Origin of the sequence: Brevibacillus sp. FIR094, assembly GCF_050477165.1 — a bacterium.
Classification (GTDB): Bacteria; Bacillota; Bacilli; order Brevibacillales; family Brevibacillaceae; genus Brevibacillus.
This window is the reverse complement of record NZ_JBEAES010000001.1, coordinates 56,388-74,822: the sequence shown is the minus strand read 5'-3', so window position 1 is coordinate 74,822 and position 18,435 is coordinate 56,388. Positions and strand designations below refer to the sequence as shown.

The following is an 18,435-nucleotide window of genomic DNA, read 5'->3' as shown; positions in this document are numbered from 1 at the left end:
GAATGGCATGAACGAAAATGATCTCTTACTCTTAAACTTTGGGGAAGTAAGACGTAGAAGCATCAAAGTTTGGAAGGCAATTCCTAAAGAAATGCTGCACTGGAAGCCTGACGATAAAGCGTTCACGTGTGGGGAAATGATTCGCCATGTCATCGAGGGTGAGTTTTTGTATCACCATTGATCCAACGGGGAAGTGCCGCTTTGTCTACTCTCCCCAATCCATATGAAACCAAAGAGTTTTCGACTGTAGAAGAAGATTTGGCCTTTGCGAAGCCGTATCGAGAAGAATTTCTCCGCTTTGTCAGCGGGCTGTCCAAGAGCGACCTGGAAAGTGTCCGCATCGATCGATCCGATATCGGCTATGTCCGCACGCTTGGAGACATGCTGCTGCGAATCGCCTATCATGAGTCGGTACATACCGGTCAACTGTTAGATTATATGCGAACGATGGGTGTTGAACGTCCGAATATTTGGGATTAAAGAGTGCGAAGGATAGAAAAGCAGGCAAGCTCTTCTGTTGTGGATGCGAGAGGGGCTTGCTTTTTTATTTAAAAGGTCCTTCTTCATTAAAGGTGATTCTCGTATGATGGGCAGATAAAACCCAAAAAGTATGAGAATTATGTACTTTTATGGAGTAGGGACAGTAGCTGTGTAAAGATAATGTAATACTTCCAGACAGGCACGATCTCCAGTTGGGATCGTGTTTTTTGACGTCTTTTTTGACAGTTATGCAGAGGATCAACCGGAAAAATCATCTCCAAAAATCTGGTAGAAAGAACTTGAACTTTTTACCGAGGTATGAGATACTTGTACTATAAAGAGAACTAACGTTCCTATTTCCGGATGAAAAAGACAGAAGGTGAAGCATGTGACAGATGAGCAGTTGAAAGAGCATTGCAGAAAAGTGCTCAAGAGGATTGCTTGGCGATTGCAGTACGCCGCCAAGAAGCGTTTGTACAGGGAGACGGTGATCAAAGAGGGGATACGGGGAACGGAAGCGATCGAGGACAACCTGTCGGACCTGTATGTTCAGGAGGTGTTGATGCAACTCCCAGAAAAAGCCCGGATCATTATCAAGCATGTCGTCCTTCAAGGAATGACAGAAGAACAAGTAGCCAAAAAACTGAATATGACTAGACAAGGAGTGAGTAAATGCAAAAACAAATATTTGCGCCAATTGGCCGAGAAGCTGACTCGTTCAGCCTGACCCTCCAAAAAGCACAGTCAGGGGATAATCGGGCCGTACTGACGATCCTCGACTTTCTGCTTCCCGACATGGAGTACCTTGCTTCCTTTATCAAATTGCCTCGCGAAGAGAGCATGCAAGAAATGAAAACCGCGATGCTCGAAGTAATCCGCAGTGGAGAAGTGATGCTATGATGACGATTGACTACGTTCAGGTTCTCGCGGTTGTCGTGTGCTTCCTTGCTTTAATCGTCACGTTTAAGCAAGTAGATTTGCAGATTCGGATTAATAATCTGTTCAACCTGCAATTAAAGGCAAACAAAGAGAAAAAGAAAGAGCAACTGGAACAAAAAAAGGAGACTCCGACTGACGATCGGAATCCCCATTGATTGCTTGGGGCAAAGAATACAACTGGTGAGTATCCTCTTTGCCCCTTTCATTATACAAGAAAATGATGATGCAAAGGAGATACGTACGAAATGATAGAAGCAGCATTAATCGGAGCAGCTGTCTTATTGATCGGAGTCATTATCGGACAGATCGGTTTGTCTCAAAGATTAAGAAAAGGCGCAAGAGTCAACGAAAACCGTTAAGCAATCATACAGACTTCATAGACATGACCGAGGGGGAATAGTGCCTTGATCAATAAAGATATTTTCATGGAAGCAGTATGCGAGGTGTGTCCGGCAACGTGTTGGGGAAAGAAATCACATTGTCAGGTTCATGATAGGCACGTAGGAAAAATTGATTCTTGCCCGGAGTGGGACAAGTACATGCGGGATCAAAAGGAAAAGGGGCAGCAAAAGATAGTATCCGCTAGAAAAGAAGGCTTCGTTCGGCTAAGTGAGCAAGCCCCCATCGTAGAATTTCTACAAAAAGCCGAGGAAGAAATCCGCGACTACAATTACATGCAGATCGAGATCGTGCGCATCCAGCGTTTTTTGCGTGAGGCGGGGGAAGGAATGGTCGCACAGTACGGACTGGATGCAGGGATGCCAAAAGGAAAGGGCACCACGGGAGATCGGACGCACGCAGAGGTTGCACGCCGGGAGCGAAAGTGGAAGAGGCTGCAAAAGTTGCAGGATAAAATCGAGCGGATCAACCAAGCGGTAGAGACGATTCCGGGGGAGCAAGAGCGATTGGTGGTCGAAGCTTTGCTGGATGGCGATAAGAACAATCTGATTGCCAAAGAAATCGGTGTGTCCCGACAGCGGTATTATGAAATCAAGCGCAGTGCCGTGATGAAGATGGCTTGGGCGATGTATGGCGATCAGGCTCAGCAGACTGGATAATGGAAACAAAGCACCTCGCGATAGACGAGAAGCTGTCTGATGATGACAGCTTCTTTTCATTTTCGCAAGCATGTTGAGGCTGACATAGGTTGACACTACCTGACACATAGGGTCATTTTCCCGGTTTTTTCTCCGAATCGGTTATACTTGAGTCAAGCGAAACAAGTAAGAGAGATACGAGCCATCCGATGAAGCTGTCGGGTGGCTTTTTATGTACGCCGATGACTCAACTGTCCGGCGAGCGGGGAAAACGGCGATTGGCGCCACGTGATGTTGCGAGTTCAAAGCCTAAGGCTACTCGCTCCCTGCTCGGCGGGCATTTGCCGTGAATGCCTTGCCAAATGAAGTGAAATGGTGGGGGGAAGAGACATGTGACGAAGACAGAAGAGAATACCGCAAGTATGGGAGGTGGAAGCTTAATGGATCGTGAGCTAGCCGTTCTCATTGAGCTGGTGAAGGAAGCGTATCCAGAACTCGCTACTGTTGTGAATGTGGACGACTGGATGGCGCAGCGATTTCAGCCGCCTATCGCGTTTCTTTTGACGCAAGGGGTCCGTGAAGAAGGAAGAAGCCTCACTTCCTATCAAGTGGTCTCAGAAGCAGCCATCGTCCTCCACTATCCAAAGGTAGCAGGTGTCTATCAGCCACTTTCAGCTGAGCCGCTGCGTGAGCTCCTTCGTCAGCGGCAATTTAGCTATCAAGGCAATACGTCTGGATTGTCCATCGAGATCGATAGCTCCACCTTCCGTATATGGCGGGATAAAAAGGACCGGACGGAAATCGCGTTCCAGTTCACCTACAACGTGGCGGTGCAGAGAGCAGTCACAGACAAAATCAACGAATTCGATGTAGAGGGGGTCCGATCATAGTGGCACGAAAAGAACAACAAGCACAGGCCTCAGAGCTTGTGCAAACCAAACTAGAGTGGATCAAGAGCGCCGCTTATCTTGGAGCCGAACGGTTCGAGGTAGCAGGTGCTCTTTTTTCTGAAGCAGATGATCAACTACTGGCAGAAGGACAAGTGAAAAGCCGACTGACCAAATACAAAGGCGGGGTGTAAGCATGACCATTCAACGTGAACGTCCAGGTGTAACGGTCGAACTGATCGCAAAAGCAAAAGAACGTGTAGTACCGAAGAGCGGTGTCGTATTGGTGCCGTATCAAGCAGAGTGGGGCGCGCCAGACGAGCTGGTGAAGCTGGGGAGCTTTGAGGAGCGACTTGCGCAGACATTTGGCAAGGTCGATACCGTGGAGCTGGCAGCAGAAGGCGGCGCGACGATTCTCGCGTACCGCATGACGAATGGCACAGCCACAAAAGCGGCGTATGAGCAGGCCGATGCGATCAGAGTCGAGGCTCTGTATCCAGGTTTGGTAGGTAGCGAGTTGAAAGTGACGATCACTGCCTCAACGTCCGAGCCTGGCAAGAAGGAACTCCAAGTAACAGGCCCTCTGCAAACCGAGAAGTTTTCGTTTGCGGATGCGAATGAGCTGGCAACGAAAACGAGCCAATCCAACTATGTACGTGTGAAAAAGCTGGGTGAGACTGCCGTTACAATCGTGCCAGAAACAGCACTGGCAGGAGCGAAAAGTGGCACAGTAGCGCTTACTCCAGCTGACTCGACTAAGCTGTTCATGGCTGTTTCCGGTGCTGATTTCGACACGATGTATCTGCCTTTTGACGATGCGGCTGTACAAGCGGCAGCGAAGCAATTCATGAGCGATCGTCGCACGCAAAATAAGAAGCTCAGCACGCTGGTAATCGGCGGCAAGGCGGCGGATGACGAGAACATGGCGAACCACATCGAGCGCTCTGTGGCGCAAAATGCCCGTTTTGTCGTGAATAGTGCCATCGCTGGTCAGCACAACAACGGAAAAGTATACGGTAGCCTGGAGTGGGCCGCATGGGTAGCGGGTATGATTGCCGCGACACCTGCGCATGAATCGCTGACAGCCGTTGTCGTTCCGTTGAAAAAAGCGCACAAGGATTGGGGCCACACCGATATTTTGAGTGCGCTCGGCTCTGGTACGCTGATCGCAACCCGCGACGGGGATGTGTACATCATCGAGAGCGCCGTTAATACACTGGCTGTTCTGGGTACGCATGAGCGCGAGGACTACGGCAAAATCCGTGTCAGCATGACGCTGGATCAGATCGTCAACGACATCAGCCAAGTCGGCAAGAAATACAAAGGCAAGCTCGGCAACAACGATTTGGGCGGCGCAGTGTTTGTCTCTGCCGTCAACGCGTACATGACCGTCCGCGAGCAGCAGGGCGCTATTGATACAGGCTGGACGTTTACGGATCAAAAGAACGGCATCGGGGATCGCCGTGGCTTCCTCTTGTCTGCGAAGCCGCTTGATGCCATCGAATACTTTGACATTGACTGGGAGGTGCTGTAATTGGCTATTGCACGCGATATTAAACTGAAGAACTGCCAAATTTACGATGAAAACGGAGACCCTATCTTCGGTACTCTGGAAGGCAAAATGGTCCTCAAGGTAGAGTACGGCGATACGAACCGCCTGCAAAAAGGAAAAATCCAGACCGTCAACGACTGGCATGTAGAAGTGACGTTGAAAATTACCGCAACTAACGCTGCGTTGAAATACTACTGCGTCGATCAATTGACGCAAGGCAAGACCCCAGTCCTCCCATTCCTGATCGGCGAGACACTGGACAAGGAAGCGGGCAACTCCGAACGCGTCCGCATTTCCAATATCGTGCTGAACCCAGACGAAATTACGCTGTGGGAAGCCAAAGCAGACGGCAACGATCACGCGACCTACGACCTGAAAGGGATGTCCATCGAAAAGCCGGACTACCTGGATGAATTGCCAACCTACACGGAATAGGAGAGTGCTTGAATATGAACAAAAACAAACTCGAGAAATTTTTGGCCAAAGCCAATGAACAAGCTTCGCGAAAAGAAATCACCGTAACCATCGACGGTGACGAGTGGAAGGTTCGCCAACTGAATTTGTCCGAGCTGCGCGAGTGCGAACGAATGGCTGACAAAGGTGAGAAAACGGACTGGTTCCTGTACAACGATGCACGTCTGGTGAAAGCCACCGAGCACGATTTCCCTTGGAATCAGGAAGAGCTGAAAAAAGCGTACAAGGTCGGCACCAAGTACGAGCTCGTCGAGAAAATTTTCCGCGACAATCCAGAAGGCTACACCAAGCTGCTCAATGCGGTCCGTGAAGTCAATGCAACCCAGACGGAAGAAGAAGCCATTGAAGAAGCAAAAAACTAATCCGATCTGACGGCGAGGCCTGGCATATTTGCCGCGCCTTTTTAAAAGGCAGAGGCCGCCCGTCGGATCTACTCGAGTACGAAGTCGATTTGTACAAGCAGAAGCTGTTTATTTTTTCCTGTCAGATGATTGAGGCAGAGGACGAGGAAAGGGCCGGGGGGTAGGTCTCCCGGCTTTTTTTGGGTTTTGCTGGGTGTAGACATCTGGGAGGACAAGGAGGTGAAAGAATGGCAGGAACAATGATGGAAACATTTGATGCTTATAGCGGAATAGTAGGTAAATATGACGAATTCAAAAAAGGACTCCTGGGCTCACTAACTCCCATGATCGAAAAGGCTCTTGGAACAACGCTGAGTTCGGTTGCCCAAGAAGCTCAGGCGACAGAAAGAGAAAAGACACTTTTTGAAGCTGGTGGCAAAGGTAATGAGCAACTCCTGAAGGTAGAAGAGACTTCCATAAAAATACGTGAGCTCAACCCGGATATAAAGAAAGATCAAGCATACGGCCTCATCGCCAAAGCCGAACTTGTGCATGCAACCAATGGTTTAAAGTACGCAGAAAAAGCAGGCATGCTAAAATACACGACGAGGTTTACGGAAGATGAGATCATGAAAATGATGAGTTCTATTGAGTTTTCTACTGGTCATGATAGTACTGTTAGACAGTCAAATGCCGTTCAGTATTTAAGCAATAAGGGAGGGGGAGCCGCGACCGGAAAATTTGTGGAATCCATGGCTCACTTCAACCTTCAGAATGGCAAATTGCTGAATACGCCTGAAAAAATGGCCGCTACTTATGTCTCAATAGGAAAGCTTTTGAATGATTTTAAAACGTATGGTGCGTTGTATGAGAATGCAGAGAAGATGTCGGATAATGGTGATCTCGCCGTAATCCTTGAGAAGCATTACAAGGCTCAAAATAAGAAGGATGCAAAGGCCAAGGCCGCCCAAGATATAGCAAAGCTGAATCGAGATTTCGCATCGGGGGAGAAAGAAACAATTAATATCGCCCTCGCAAAACTCATAACGACTTTTTCTTCCATAAAAGATGAGACAACACAACGAGAGGCATTCGCTGGGTTGACAGGCGATACTGGAGATGAGTTGTCGAAAGGTCTGAAAGAAGTAAAGGATATAACTACAGGGGTTTTTGTACCAGAATATGAAAAACAAAACGAATATAAAGTCGGGAATGAAGCGGTGAATGCACATAAGCTGTCTGCACAGAACGATGTTTATTTCAAACCTGGGCAGGCACAAGCTATGGCGAGAAACGAGGCCATGGAGATCGCGACTCTGTACACAGAACAAATGTCTGGGATAAATACGGAGATTTCGAAAGCAGCTGAAGGAGTAATGAGCTCATTCAACTCTTTGGACGAGTCGATAAAAGGTACTGCGATTTTTGCCGGAGGATTACTACTCCTTGGTAGTGCTCTGAACATTCATACGACATCTCAACTGAAAAAGTTCAGAGATCTTCGGACAACCATTGAAAAGTTTCCTCAAGAAGCGACTGGCGGAAAAGACTCCTGCTGTTGCTGTTGTCAGGGTAATAACCGTAATAACCGAAACCGTAAATCAGGTTCTTCTTCAAAAAATAGACGTAACAAGAATACTCCAAGGAAACGACGTACGAGTGAGGTCATAGACCAGTTAGCAGATCAGTTAAAAGACCAGCTCATGAAACGCTTTCCTTTAGGGAAGCTCAAAGGTGGACGGACAGGTAAGATCATGTTGGGCCTTGGGCTTGGGGGATTGTGGTTGAGTAAAGACAAGCTTATGGAGCAGTTTAATAGCTTGTCACTAGACAAACTCAAGGATGGGTTCATGAATAAGCTTGGAGAATTGCACCCGAGTAAACTCAAAGACAAGTTCATGGAACAATTCAATAAATTGCCCATCGACAAAATGAAAGCTGGGATGAAAAAGGTACCCAAACTCGGAATCATCGAAAGCCTCGCAGAAGTATTCACATCGGAGAACAAGCTTGATGCTGCAGCTCGTTTGGGGGCGGAATCCCTCGGAGGCTGGGCTGGAGCTAGATTGGGAGCGACAGTCGGATTAGCCGCTGGTTCACTCGTTACCCCTGGCGTTGGTACATTCGTCGGCGGTTTGGCTGGTGGTGTCGGTGGCAATATCGGTGGATCAATGGCAGGTGGAGCTCTATACGATTGGATCAAATCATGGTGGCAGGATACGTCTCCTCCACAACCGGTTAGTATACAGCCCTTAATCCCAGCAGTCGCTTCGATGCCAAATCGTTCACCTGTCAGCAGTATGCCAAAACAGCCCGTCTCCATCACCATTCCGCAAATTTCAGTCCCATTACACGTACAAGGCGTACTACAGGATATCCCGACCATGTTAAAAATGCTCAGCGATCCATCTGTCGCGCAGAGGATAAAAGACATCATCGAACGCTCGCTGCTCGATGCAATAGAGACGAGGGGAGGAGTAACGACATGATCCGTCTACAAGGAAAATATAGGCTGACATTTCCCGTCACACCTGCGGAAATCCAGTTTCGCGGCTATGGCAACGACATCGAAAGCACGACTTCGATAACGTTATTGTCCGGCAACCGCATCTCTTCTAGACGCCCAAAATCCATTTCCTTTGACTTCATTTTACCTGGAGACAGTACAGCTCCCTACGTCGAGGTGCAGGGCTATCAAGGGCCCAGACAGTGGCTTGCTGGCTTGGATCGTTTAACGGGCTCAGAAGCACTTTTGACTATAGATGAGCTTGATCTGGCTTGGAATGTGCTCATTGGGCCATGCGACGGCAAATTTCTTGGGAAAAACGTAGATTTTCACGGCTCAATTGATCTTCCGCTGTTTGTCAAAGACGAATTCATTACGTGGAGCAATCAGACGCAACTTCTATCCCCAGGTGCAGTCATCACACGACAGCAGTCAGCTCGTCCGAATACGAGCGGGAAGGTAGCAAAGAAGACACGGAAACAGCAAGCGGCCCCACGGATAGACAGCAAAAAATTGGAAGACAGGAAAAGAGAGATTCACGAAAAGCTAGAAAGAGAAAACAGAATGTAACGGAGGGCAGACGAAATGAAAGTCATTTACGGAAAAGAACAGACCCGCTATGACCTGACCCCAGCCATTACCGAGTTGTCCTGGTCCTCGGCCAGGGGGCAAATCGCTCAAAATTGTGATGTGAGAATCAAGGAAGGCCCGCCGCTACAATCGGCGGGTTTTTTGATGCTCTTTTCGGGGACAGAGCTAAAAGAGTCTCAGCAGCTTTTCCATGGTCCGCTCGTTCGTTTTGACCGGGATGACCGGACAGGCGATCTATCCGCCACAGCATACGAGCTTGGCTGGTATTTGCAAAAAAACGAAGTTTCCAGACTCAAGCTGGACGGGGACGCAGGGACAGAGCTTGCACGAATCATCAAGTCGGCAGGTATCCATTTTAGCTGCCCGGCGTTCGGTTTTACGGTCAAGGAGAGAATCTCGTCCCAATCATATACGTCTCTCTTTACTTCGCTGACCGAGCAAGCTTATGAAAAGACAGGCACCCGCTATTTCGTGCAATACCAGCGTGACAAGCTGACGGTACTCCCCGAGGGGAAAAACAGCATCATCCCGATGTTCAAAGCGAGCTTGCTCACAAGCAGCTCGACGGGTGAGAGTATCGAGGATGTATACACCGTCGTGACAGTAGAACGCTACCGGGATGATCGAGTGGTAAGTAGTGCAACGAAATCTAATGATAGCTTGGTCAAACAACTCGGGCGCATGCAAAAAATCATCGACGCAGGTGAAGACAAAAACGTAGCTGGATTGGCAGCCAAGCAGCTCGCAGAGTTGTCCAAAATCCCCAAGACACGTTCCATTTCGGTCAGGCACGAGGATGAAAATGCCGCTAGGTTACGTGCAGGCTGGCTCATCAAAATCATGGAGAAAGACAATAAAACCATCACGGATTGGATCGTCACCAGCTGCCAAGCGCGCTGGCAGGGCGGTCAGTACACAATGGATCTCCAATTGGAAAGGAGGACGTAAGGGATGCATTCGGTTATCGCAAAACTGCGAGGGCACGCACAGGACGGCATCGAGAATACCCAAGGGGAGTTCGGCAAGCTTTTGTCACTTTCACCCTTGTCTGTAAAGCTCGACGAGGACCCGACACCCTTGGAACCGTATGAGCTGTCGGCATTGCGTTCTGCCCAATTAAAGCCAGAAGATGTGGGCAAAAAAGTAGCCCTGCTGCGATGCAACAACGAACAATACCTCCTGCTTGGGGTGGTGGAGTAATGTTTCCAGAGCTGAACGGAGACGAAACACAACTGGTTCAATCTACAGATAACCCGAATCCATGGACATACAAATTCGACTGGACTACAAAACAATTGCAGCAAGGGCCAGATGGTCGCTATTTACGGACGACTACCTATGAGGAGTACCTGGAAGAGACAGCAAAGAAAATCCTGAATACGCGTCGTTTCCGGTACGGGATCTACTCGGAAAGGTACGGAGTAGACTTCCTATATGAGACAGGAAGGATGCGCTCGGGCATTTCATTGCCAGCGATTAAGACGCAAGCACAAGAGGCGCTAGAGGCTCACAGTGAAGTTGAGCGTGCGGAAGTGGTAGACATTCGGTTTGAGAACAACCGGGTCATTTTTTCGCTCGAAATGGAGGGCACGAGAGGAACAACTAGGACGGAGGTGAATACATGGCAACGTTAGACAAACCAGAAATGCCGATTCTCAGGGAAACCCCGGATCAGATTTATCAGCGGATGGCGAATCGGATGGCAATGATCGCACAAAAGCGTGGAGAGACGCCACCAGCGACGGAAGAGGGAGAAATCTTTTATGACCTCGGCTATCCGATCGCAGAGGAAATCAGCGATCAGCAGCAGTTATTTGAGTACGGCTTTCTTCAGCGGTTTCTACCCTGGGCAGACGGAGAATTTCTGGATGCAACAGGCGTATTCTTCGGTTTATCTCGCAATGAGGGGGAGACCGACGACGCCTACCGACAACGCCTCATTGACCGAGCTCGGACAGAAGAGGGAGACGGCAGACGCCAAGATTACGAGCGGTGGGCACGAAATGTTGACGGGGTAGGCGGAGCCGTTGCCATCGAGAAGGCACGACATGACCTATCTATTGATGTGTATATCACAGACCTGACAGGCAATCCTGCAGGGCAGGAACTGGCTACGAGTGTACGAACAAAACTGGAAGACAAACGAAGGGCCTTGCACGACTTGCAGGTACTGCCAGCGAACGTTTATCCGGTGACTATCGCTGTAAAACTGGCTTTGCGACCAGATGCGGAAATCGAGAAGGTCAAAGACCAAATTACTGCACAAATCAAAACCTACCTTAAAGGGCGTTCTCAGATCGTGTACCAGCAGATCGGGGCGCTCTTTTTCGTGGATGGGGTAATAGATTTCACTGGCTACACCTTAAACGGCGCGGAATTGAATTTGACGGTGCCTGCTGACTCTGTATCGACTCTAACCATGGCGGTGACAACATGATTCCAGAACGCTATCGGCAGATGCTGCCGCCGCAATGGTACGAGAATGAAGTGGCGGAATTTCACTTTGAAGGTGCAGGGACAGTTGTAGATGCTTTCGATTTGCAGCGTGAGGACATCCTACAGCAGTTTAGCCCATGGTCAGCTACCTGGGGGTTGGATGTCTGGGATTGGATTTATTTCGGGAGAAAGCAATTGCTGAGTGTTGAGGAACGGCGAAAGAATATCCAGCAAAAACATTGGTCATATCTTGGTTTTACTCCCAGCGTGCTGCGGGCGATTGGTTTGAGTTCCTCATCATTCAAGCATGTCCAGATGGTCGAAGATTTCGGAAAGAAGGTCATTCGGTACGTCTACTCGATTGAGGACCGATTTGATACAAAGAATGCTGTTCAAGCTGTTGAGAGAATCAGGCCAGTTCATTGTAATGGAGTTGCTTTTGAACCTGTTGTGTCGGAGAAGATCGTGCTGCGAGATGTCTTAGTGGTTGGGATTAAGGAGTACCACAAGGTCAGTGAATTTCGTGTAGGGATGACACCAATCAAGCGTTACGAGGAGGTCGTGAAATGATCCTGCCAAGCTATCTTCAAACCGTCCGGAATGACTTGCTGGCTAGGGTGTCGGGCGGCGATATTTTGATAAACGGCACAGTTTCAGTGCCTGTACAAGCTGTGGAGATTTCTTCGCATCCGATTGCAGGCATAAAAGACGGAATTGCATTACAAGTATCTGCCCAACATGTCGCCAGCGTGCCAGTAATCACGAGCGCAAAGTTGAGGACCAGAACTGGAGCGGTCGTTGCTGAGAAGACAGGAAACATTGAAATGAACGGGGCGCAGTTCGTAAACCTGACCTTTGTTATCGAAGCGAGAGGAGGGGTGTAAGTGTCCTATGTAGCGAAAACGGACTGGAAACACGATGATCCGGTCACTGAGGTGGACATTAATCGTTGGGAGCAGGGCATTGCAGATGCCCATGCGGAGCTGGCAGTGTTGAAAGCGGATGTCTCGAACCTGAAAGTGCGAGTGAATACAATCGAATCTACATTGCCGGACGGATTCGTACACAACAATTTCAACGATGACCTGTCTACTATCAGTTTTATCAGGGTGATTCGGGGCTACTATAACGAAGCTCAGAGCCGGTTGGAGGTTTAGATAGTAGAAACAAGAATTGAGGCGCAAGAACGGACATTTGCGGAAGAGCCAGCACCAATAACACATATGTCCCTGTTCCATCAGACACGATCATGAGACACACCATCGTAGTAATAGAACGATAGGAGGATAAAGATGCCTACGATTAAGTTAGATTATACAAATGGATTAGCGTATGACGGAGGGGTTACATCAGCATCACCCGGATCAAATAGTGGAGGAACCACCACACTTGCGTTCGGTTTGATAGGTGGCGGTCAAGTAAATAGAGCATACCTGATGTTCGATCTCGGTTTAATACCGAGAGGCGCCGTTGTTATGTCGGCAGTCCTAACGCTGACAAGAACAGATAGTCTGGGAGGGTTGACGAACTTAGACGTTGTTGCTCCGGCAGAAAAGTGGCTAGAAACAGTAACGTATAACACTCAACCAGCTTTGTCTAATACGAGATTGTCGTTTGTAAACAACCACCAATTTAGCACAATGTCTCTTGACATCTCCATGCTTGTTCAAAAGTGGGTAAGCGCAGAGATTCCTAACTACGGGCTTATGCTAATGAACAAGAACGAATCAGAATCCGCTTACTTCGTATTCGCTTCAAAAGAACATGGAACAATTTCACCAAGACCGTATTTGACAATCACGTACAACATGCCGTCTATCAGGAATGATGTGTATTTTGTTGCTGGAAGTTCAAAAAGCCTTTCTGCGGTATCTGATTTCTTGTTGCCATTTCCAACCGGGGTGCAAGTTGGAGATATTGCGTTCGCGGCTCTCAAGCACAACTCAGAGTCTCCGACATACACAATTACTCCGCCTGATGGATGGGCTACGATAACAGAAGTGAAGAACAACGGTAGAATGGGACTTTTCTACAAAAGACTCACTAACGACGAGATATTATCAGGAAACGCGACATTCAAATCGTTTTCCGGAGTTTCTTGGTACGGATCAATGTCAGCTTATCGCAATGTAAAAAGTATAGGCATGGTAAAGAGCAATTCCTACGAAATGTTCAATTCGTACATTGCACCCGGAGATATCACGCCTACGGAAATAGGTTCGTTGCTAGTTAACATCAACTTGCTCGCTACACAAACGAACGAATACACAACTCCATTTGTGTTCAACACAGACTTCAATTTTAGCGTTCCGGGAACGTTGCAGACGCACAGATCGAAGAGTCTGTTCGCCAAAGAGACGGTCTTGTCTGCACAAATGACAACCAACTTTTCTCCTTCGACGGCAGGAGTAACAACAGCACTTGTCCTTAATCCAATCGTCAACGAACCACCAACACCACCGACTAACATTGCGGTTGATAAAACTTCATACTTTGTTGGCGACACGATCAAAGTCAGCTTCACGCCGGGAACAGACCCAGAAGGAGGGGCTGTAAAAACTCAAATAGAGCAACTTAATCCAGCGACACAAGAATATACAAATATAGTCGATGCCAATGCTTCACCAGCAAGCTATATGTGCAGACCTATGTTAGATACAAATGGCTCAAAGATTCGCGTGCGCACTGTCGACGACAAAGGAGCTCCGTCTGTTTGGATCAGTTCCGCTCCGTTCGAAGTGAAACAAAAAAACGGAGTTATCACAGTTCCGACGGAAGTTACCAGCGGGAGTTTCTACAACACATCGTCATCGCCTATTGTTAGATTCGCAAATGGGTGGCTTGGGCAGGTTGTAGTGAATGCGGCTGGAACAACGCTATCTATCCTCTTGAGCAAGGACGGAGGCAAGAAGTGGGACTTCTCTGGTGACTTGACAGCAACGGCAACATCACCTTCTCCTGGTTGGTCGATAGCTTCCAACGGCAACATGTTGTATCTTCTTTATCAGCCTACCGCATCGAACGTGTCTATATTATCACTTGACGTCACGAAACCGATGCCGAACGCGCCTATAACAAAGACTCCGTTGCAAGTTGAGACTGTTGTGTCAGCAGAAAGGTTAAGTTTAGTTTTCAACGCATATACAGGAAATTCCATTTCTTACGTTGTGTCTGCTAAGGTTCCGTCGTACCCTAACTCGTACAACATTGTTAGAGGACAAGTTATGCTGGATGTTCAAGGGCACCTCACTCCAGCTAATCGAAAATCAGTGCTAATGAGCATGGCAAACGTATCTACCACCAACTTTATGGGTGTTAGTCACGACGTTTCTGCGGATGGGAATAACGAGTTCATACTTTACAAGTCCATGACCGGAAGCGGAACACAAGTAGGAGCCGCGCATTACGACTTGACAAACAACACATGGCAGTTTAGAACTACAGAGCTAGGAGCATCAGAGATCACTAGTCTGTTTGCGCGATACACACCTAATGGATACGTAAATATATTCGTTGCACAAACGGTTTCTGGCGCCGTCAAAGCTAGGTTCGCGCGTTCGTCTAATCACGGCGTTAGCTGGCAAGCTCACGTTGATTTGGGCGTATGTACGGATGTTCAGATGGCTGTAGATAACGACAGCGTGGTTTATGCATATGTCGCAAACGGAAATACGTTGTTCCTTACATCGTCAACGGATGGATTCGTTACGTTCCCCGCCTCAAAAACAGTGTCGTCAGAACTTACCGTTCCGAACAGCAACCGATTATCCGTTCTAAGAGAACAAAATTTCAAAACGAAATTCACTGTACCTCCACTGGCTTTCAGAAGAACAAACCCAACAAACAACGCGCAAACAGTTTCGTTCTTGGGTACATGGAAAGTAGCTGATCCGCCAGAGGTTACACTAACATCTCCAAATAATGGTGTAGAGTTGATCGAAGGTCAAACGTACACATTCACTGGTTCTGCAAAAAGCGCATCTGTCGGAGCTGTAATTGTAATTAGTGGAGTTTTTGGAGCCGGGGCATTCCCATTAGACACATTCATCTCTGACGGAGTAACACCTAAGGCATTCACCAAGACATACACATACAGAAACAAACAGATGTTCGACGGAAACACAGCGGTATCGCCAATCCTGCAAGAAAACAAAGTTAACGCCGCGACTATACAAGTTTTCGACCAAACGAACAACCTGTATGCAACAGCGCAACGCACGTATACAGTTAAGTACAACATGCCGCCAGTCATAAGCGGAACAGATCAAGACCTCGGCGCGTTCATGCAAATTCCAACAGTGAACTATTCAGCCACCGATCCAGAGGCCAACACTTTCACTTTTACCGAATATCTGAACGGCAAGCAAATCAGGTCGTTTGCGGGCGTAGCCGGACAGCAATACACAGTTGAAATTAGCCATGACGCTTGGATTCGATTGGATTTGGATGTACAGCATCAAATCAAGATCGTTGCCACGGACAGCGCGGGAATCTCATCCGAACGGATTTACACATTCACCCGAACAGAGACGCATATCGAATTTTTGCTAGAGTACGGAAATCCAGATATGAAAGCAGACTTCACATTGGACGGTATGCCCTTGCGTGTCCTGGTGACACTTGAAAGATACTTGCCAGAAGGCTCGTCAATTGAGAGTGTGAAAGTCTGCAACAACTACTTAGATGATGTGCCGACATGGGAAGACTGCACAAATGCGGTAAAGGTCAACCGAGGCTATTTGTTCACCAATAAGAATAAAACAGCTCCCGAATGGGCTATTAATCTATGGGTGACAATCAACAAAGGAACAGCTAGGGAACGTGTACTTGTAAATGGTTATGGGGGTGCGTTCGATTAATGAAGATGCAAAATAAAGAGGCTATCTCAGTGATTAGAGAACAGCAACAAACAGATCCAGTTATGACAATGGGACAGGAGCTTTCCACACTCAAAATTAGCAACATCCAAAAGGATGCGTTAATCCAAACAATGGGCGAACAGCTAGCCCAAGTTAAGCTTGAGCTCATCCAATTAAAAGGAGGTGCTAAGTGATGGCATTTTGGGAGTTGGCATTTAACATGAAGTGGATCACAGCAGATAAGCTGCGACTTGCTGTAAAGACTACATCCAATCCTTTTGGAGAAATCTCTCCAAAGGAATTCAAGCAAATTACCAACCAAGACTTTTAAGCTACTACTATTTCAAACACAGAGAATTTGAGTCAGCCCCGTACCTAGCGGGGCTATTTTTGTTCCCCCAAGGGGGCGAGGAGGTACGAACTTATGAAATCCCTACACAGCCTAGAAAGCATCGCAACCCCAGCAAACGCTTGGGCGACAACAGCTGGTGCCATCGTGTCGCCCGCCTTTCACTATCTATACGGCACGAACCGCCAAGACATCCTGATCGTCCTCTTCTTCATGATCGTCCTCGACTGGATCACAGGCATCTCCGCCGCCAAAAAAGACCAATCCTACTCATCCGACTACGGCCTATCCCGAATTCCCCGCACCTTATTCCTCATGGCCCTACCAGCCGTAGCCAATCTCCTAGACCGCGTCATGGGCACCCCTGGCTTCTTGTTCTACGGCGTCACCTTCGGCCTCATCTACCACACCTGGACAAGCCTTACCGCCAATGCCCACCGAGCAGGCTGGCCGATGCCCAAATCCGTCGAGAAATTAGTCAGCGCCGAAATCAAAGCAAAGGCTGAGCGAGCCAAACGAAAGGAGTCCTAATAAACAATGAAAATCACCGAGATGCTTCTGACCAACGTAAATTCCCGTCCCAAAAAGAAGATCGTCCCAAAAGGAGTCGTCATCCACTGGACGGCCAACGAGGGCAGCGGTGCAAATGCTGTCGCAAACCGAAACTACTTCAACAGACCAACGACAGTAGCGAGCGCACACTACATCGTGGATGACAAAGAAATTGTTCGCTGTCTCCCCGAGGACGAGATGGGCTACCACGTCGGGGCGAAAACTTATTCACAGGTCGCCTTGACCAAATTGAGCAACTACCCGAACAACTGCACGATTGGGATTGAAATGTGCGTCAATGCAGATGGAAGCTTTGAGAAAATGTACGAGCAAACAGTGGCACTGACCGCGGATATCTTGAAACGACATGGCTGGGGAGTCGAGCACCTGTGGCGTCATTACGACATTACGGGGAAAAACTGCCCGGCCTTTTTTGTCGTCAATACGACCGCTCAAACATATACGGGAATGTCAGCGAAGGACTCATGGGCAAAGTTTCAACAGGATGTCCACAGGTTTCTCACAGCTTATCCACAAAAACCACAGCCTGATGTGGATAAGTGTGTAGTTGAACTAACACTTACTTCCACAGGAAAATTAATCGATGATGTTTCGTATGTACCCATCCGAATGATTGCGGAGGCAGTCGGTGGAGCAGTGGAATGGGAGCCTTCCACGCAAAAAGTGACCGTGAACGGACAGGAAGTCTCCTATGTAAACGATCAGGGAACTACTTTTGCAAAAACAAGAGAGCTGGCTGCCTTACTTGGGTTGCAAGTGGAGTGGGACGAGCCGAGAAAAGCGGTCGTATTAAAGAAATAAAAGAAAAAGCCGCAGATATTGTCTGCGACTTTTCCATACATACTTTTATTCAATCATAATCTGAATGATATCCGCCGCACTCAAGACAGCGCTTGGTTTCGTTTCCTGCTCATTCAGTCGAATTTGCCCGTCCTTGATCTTGCGGACAATCTCGCTGCGACTCCAGCCTTCTATCTGTTCAGACAGCAGCTTGTCGAGTCGGAACCGAGCCTCTGCGCGCTCAATCCGAATCGTCACTTCCTGAACGCCCTTTTCCTGGTATTCATGAAAGGGGAGAGTAGGGAGTGGCGCGATTTCTTCACTGAACTCCGTGTCTGGCACCTCCCGATGATCTGTAAAGGCTTTGTAGATGGCCAGCTTTTCGTTCCACGTATGATTTTTTTCACATTTATAGATAGCGAAGCGATAGATGTTTTTGCCGTTAGCGTTGTGGCGGCGGATGTTGGTATCGAAAAAGAGAACGATTCGCCCGCAATTGCTGCAATGTCGCCGCACTGGCTGATTTTCATGATTTTCACGTAAAACCCACGTATGCTCGATGGTATGCATGGTCCTTCACCTCGTGTAAAAAGTGAAAGGAACGCAGCTGCTATTTGGATGTCCTGTAGGG

At 48.2% G+C, this 18,435-nt stretch carries 25 protein-coding genes and 1 pseudogene; 25 read left to right on the top strand and 1 reads right to left on the bottom strand.

Annotated elements, in window-relative coordinates:
- Positions 1-7: 7 nt before the first annotated feature.
- From ACQ5DJ_RS00380 to ACQ5DJ_RS00260, 25 genes and pseudogenes are all read left to right on the top strand, one after another.
- Positions 8-480: pseudogene (locus ACQ5DJ_RS00380) on the top strand (DinB family protein).
- A gap of 388 nt (positions 481-868) precedes the next feature.
- Positions 869-1,207, top strand: coding sequence for a sigma factor-like helix-turn-helix DNA-binding protein (locus tag ACQ5DJ_RS00375; RefSeq protein WP_429840696.1), 339 nt, complete (start codon positions 869-871; stop codon positions 1,205-1,207).
- Positions 1,153-1,380: a hypothetical protein gene (locus ACQ5DJ_RS00370; protein ID WP_429840695.1), complete on the top strand. Its 228-nt coding sequence runs from the start codon at positions 1,153-1,155 to the stop codon at positions 1,378-1,380. The genes ACQ5DJ_RS00375 and ACQ5DJ_RS00370 overlap by 55 nt, the downstream gene beginning before the upstream one ends.
- The gene (locus ACQ5DJ_RS00365; protein WP_017251814.1) at positions 1,377-1,574 is read left to right on the top strand and encodes a hypothetical protein; all 198 of its coding nucleotides are present in this window, start codon (positions 1,377-1,379) and stop codon (positions 1,572-1,574) included. Before ACQ5DJ_RS00370 ends, ACQ5DJ_RS00365 begins: the two co-directional genes overlap by 4 nt.
- A gap of 384 nt (positions 1,575-1,958) precedes the next feature.
- On the top strand, positions 1,959-2,477 hold the full coding sequence (locus ACQ5DJ_RS00360; RefSeq protein ID WP_429840694.1) for a hypothetical protein: 519 nt from the start codon (positions 1,959-1,961) through the stop codon (positions 2,475-2,477).
- Positions 2,478-2,665: 188 nt separating this feature from the next.
- Positions 2,666-2,806 carry a hypothetical protein gene (locus ACQ5DJ_RS00355; protein WP_429840693.1) on the top strand — a complete coding sequence of 47 codons (141 nt, stop codon included), beginning with the start codon at positions 2,666-2,668 and terminating at the stop codon, positions 2,804-2,806.
- Positions 2,807-2,848: 42 nt separating this feature from the next.
- Complete coding sequence (locus ACQ5DJ_RS00350; RefSeq protein ID WP_429840692.1) at positions 2,849-3,346, top strand: hypothetical protein; 498 nt, start codon at positions 2,849-2,851, stop codon at positions 3,344-3,346.
- Positions 3,346-3,537, top strand: coding sequence for a hypothetical protein (locus tag ACQ5DJ_RS00345; RefSeq protein WP_429840691.1), 192 nt, complete (start codon positions 3,346-3,348; stop codon positions 3,535-3,537). The genes ACQ5DJ_RS00350 and ACQ5DJ_RS00345 overlap by 1 nt, the downstream gene beginning before the upstream one ends.
- A gap of 2 nt (positions 3,538-3,539) precedes the next feature.
- Positions 3,540-4,877 carry a phage tail sheath subtilisin-like domain-containing protein gene (locus ACQ5DJ_RS00340; protein WP_429840690.1) on the top strand — a complete coding sequence of 446 codons (1,338 nt, stop codon included), beginning with the start codon at positions 3,540-3,542 and terminating at the stop codon, positions 4,875-4,877.
- On the top strand, positions 4,878-5,330 hold the full coding sequence (locus ACQ5DJ_RS00335) for a hypothetical protein (RefSeq protein ID WP_007723453.1): 453 nt from the start codon (positions 4,878-4,880) through the stop codon (positions 5,328-5,330).
- A 14-nt stretch (positions 5,331-5,344) separates the two neighbouring features.
- The gene (locus tag ACQ5DJ_RS00330) at positions 5,345-5,731 is read left to right on the top strand and encodes a phage tail assembly chaperone (protein ID WP_429840689.1); all 387 of its coding nucleotides are present in this window, start codon (positions 5,345-5,347) and stop codon (positions 5,729-5,731) included.
- A 227-nt stretch (positions 5,732-5,958) separates the two neighbouring features.
- Positions 5,959-8,199, top strand: coding sequence for a hypothetical protein (locus tag ACQ5DJ_RS00325; protein ID WP_429840688.1), 2,241 nt, complete (start codon positions 5,959-5,961; stop codon positions 8,197-8,199).
- A complete protein-coding gene (locus tag ACQ5DJ_RS00320; RefSeq protein WP_429840687.1) occupies positions 8,196-8,786 on the top strand; it encodes a hypothetical protein in 591 nt (196 codons plus the stop codon). Before ACQ5DJ_RS00325 ends, ACQ5DJ_RS00320 begins: the two co-directional genes overlap by 4 nt.
- A gap of 15 nt (positions 8,787-8,801) precedes the next feature.
- Positions 8,802-9,755: an XkdQ/YqbQ family protein gene (locus ACQ5DJ_RS00315; protein ID WP_429840686.1), complete on the top strand. Its 954-nt coding sequence runs from the start codon at positions 8,802-8,804 to the stop codon at positions 9,753-9,755.
- Positions 9,756-9,758: 3 nt separating this feature from the next.
- A complete protein-coding gene (locus tag ACQ5DJ_RS00310; protein WP_007727547.1) occupies positions 9,759-10,007 on the top strand; it encodes a hypothetical protein in 249 nt (82 codons plus the stop codon).
- Complete coding sequence (locus ACQ5DJ_RS00305) at positions 10,007-10,441, top strand: DUF2634 domain-containing protein (protein WP_429840685.1); 435 nt, start codon at positions 10,007-10,009, stop codon at positions 10,439-10,441. Before ACQ5DJ_RS00310 ends, ACQ5DJ_RS00305 begins: the two co-directional genes overlap by 1 nt.
- Positions 10,429-11,244 (top strand): baseplate J/gp47 family protein, encoded by an 816-nt coding sequence (locus ACQ5DJ_RS00300; RefSeq protein ID WP_429840684.1) that lies wholly within the window; start codon positions 10,429-10,431, stop codon positions 11,242-11,244. Before ACQ5DJ_RS00305 ends, ACQ5DJ_RS00300 begins: the two co-directional genes overlap by 13 nt.
- The gene (locus tag ACQ5DJ_RS00295; protein WP_429840683.1) at positions 11,241-11,813 is read left to right on the top strand and encodes a hypothetical protein; all 573 of its coding nucleotides are present in this window, start codon (positions 11,241-11,243) and stop codon (positions 11,811-11,813) included. The genes ACQ5DJ_RS00300 and ACQ5DJ_RS00295 overlap by 4 nt, the downstream gene beginning before the upstream one ends.
- Positions 11,810-12,127 carry a hypothetical protein gene (locus ACQ5DJ_RS00290; RefSeq protein WP_429840682.1) on the top strand — a complete coding sequence of 106 codons (318 nt, stop codon included), beginning with the start codon at positions 11,810-11,812 and terminating at the stop codon, positions 12,125-12,127. Before ACQ5DJ_RS00295 ends, ACQ5DJ_RS00290 begins: the two co-directional genes overlap by 4 nt.
- Positions 12,128-12,400: a hypothetical protein gene (locus tag ACQ5DJ_RS00285; protein ID WP_390235350.1), complete on the top strand. Its 273-nt coding sequence runs from the start codon at positions 12,128-12,130 to the stop codon at positions 12,398-12,400.
- 135 nt (positions 12,401-12,535) lie between these two features.
- A complete protein-coding gene (locus ACQ5DJ_RS00280; RefSeq protein ID WP_429840681.1) occupies positions 12,536-16,102 on the top strand; it encodes a DNRLRE domain-containing protein in 3,567 nt (1,188 codons plus the stop codon).
- A complete protein-coding gene (locus ACQ5DJ_RS00275; protein ID WP_429840680.1) occupies positions 16,102-16,296 on the top strand; it encodes an XkdW family protein in 195 nt (64 codons plus the stop codon). The genes ACQ5DJ_RS00280 and ACQ5DJ_RS00275 overlap by 1 nt, the downstream gene beginning before the upstream one ends.
- Positions 16,296-16,433, top strand: coding sequence for an XkdX family protein (locus tag ACQ5DJ_RS00270; RefSeq protein WP_429840679.1), 138 nt, complete (start codon positions 16,296-16,298; stop codon positions 16,431-16,433). The genes ACQ5DJ_RS00275 and ACQ5DJ_RS00270 overlap by 1 nt, the downstream gene beginning before the upstream one ends.
- 93 nt (positions 16,434-16,526) lie before the next feature.
- Positions 16,527-16,982, top strand: coding sequence for a phage holin family protein (locus tag ACQ5DJ_RS00265; RefSeq protein ID WP_173616791.1), 456 nt, complete (start codon positions 16,527-16,529; stop codon positions 16,980-16,982).
- Between the two features lie 6 nt (positions 16,983-16,988).
- Entirely contained in the window at positions 16,989-17,825 is an 837-nt protein-coding gene (locus ACQ5DJ_RS00260) for an N-acetylmuramoyl-L-alanine amidase (RefSeq protein WP_429840678.1), read from the top strand.
- Between the two features lie 45 nt (positions 17,826-17,870).
- Here ACQ5DJ_RS00260 and ACQ5DJ_RS00255 read toward each other — a convergent pair whose 3' ends face one another.
- Positions 17,871-18,374, bottom strand: a complete 504-nt coding sequence (locus ACQ5DJ_RS00255) for a cytoplasmic protein (protein ID WP_429840677.1) — start codon at positions 18,372-18,374, stop codon at positions 17,871-17,873.
- Between the last annotated feature and the right edge of the window lie 61 nt (positions 18,375-18,435).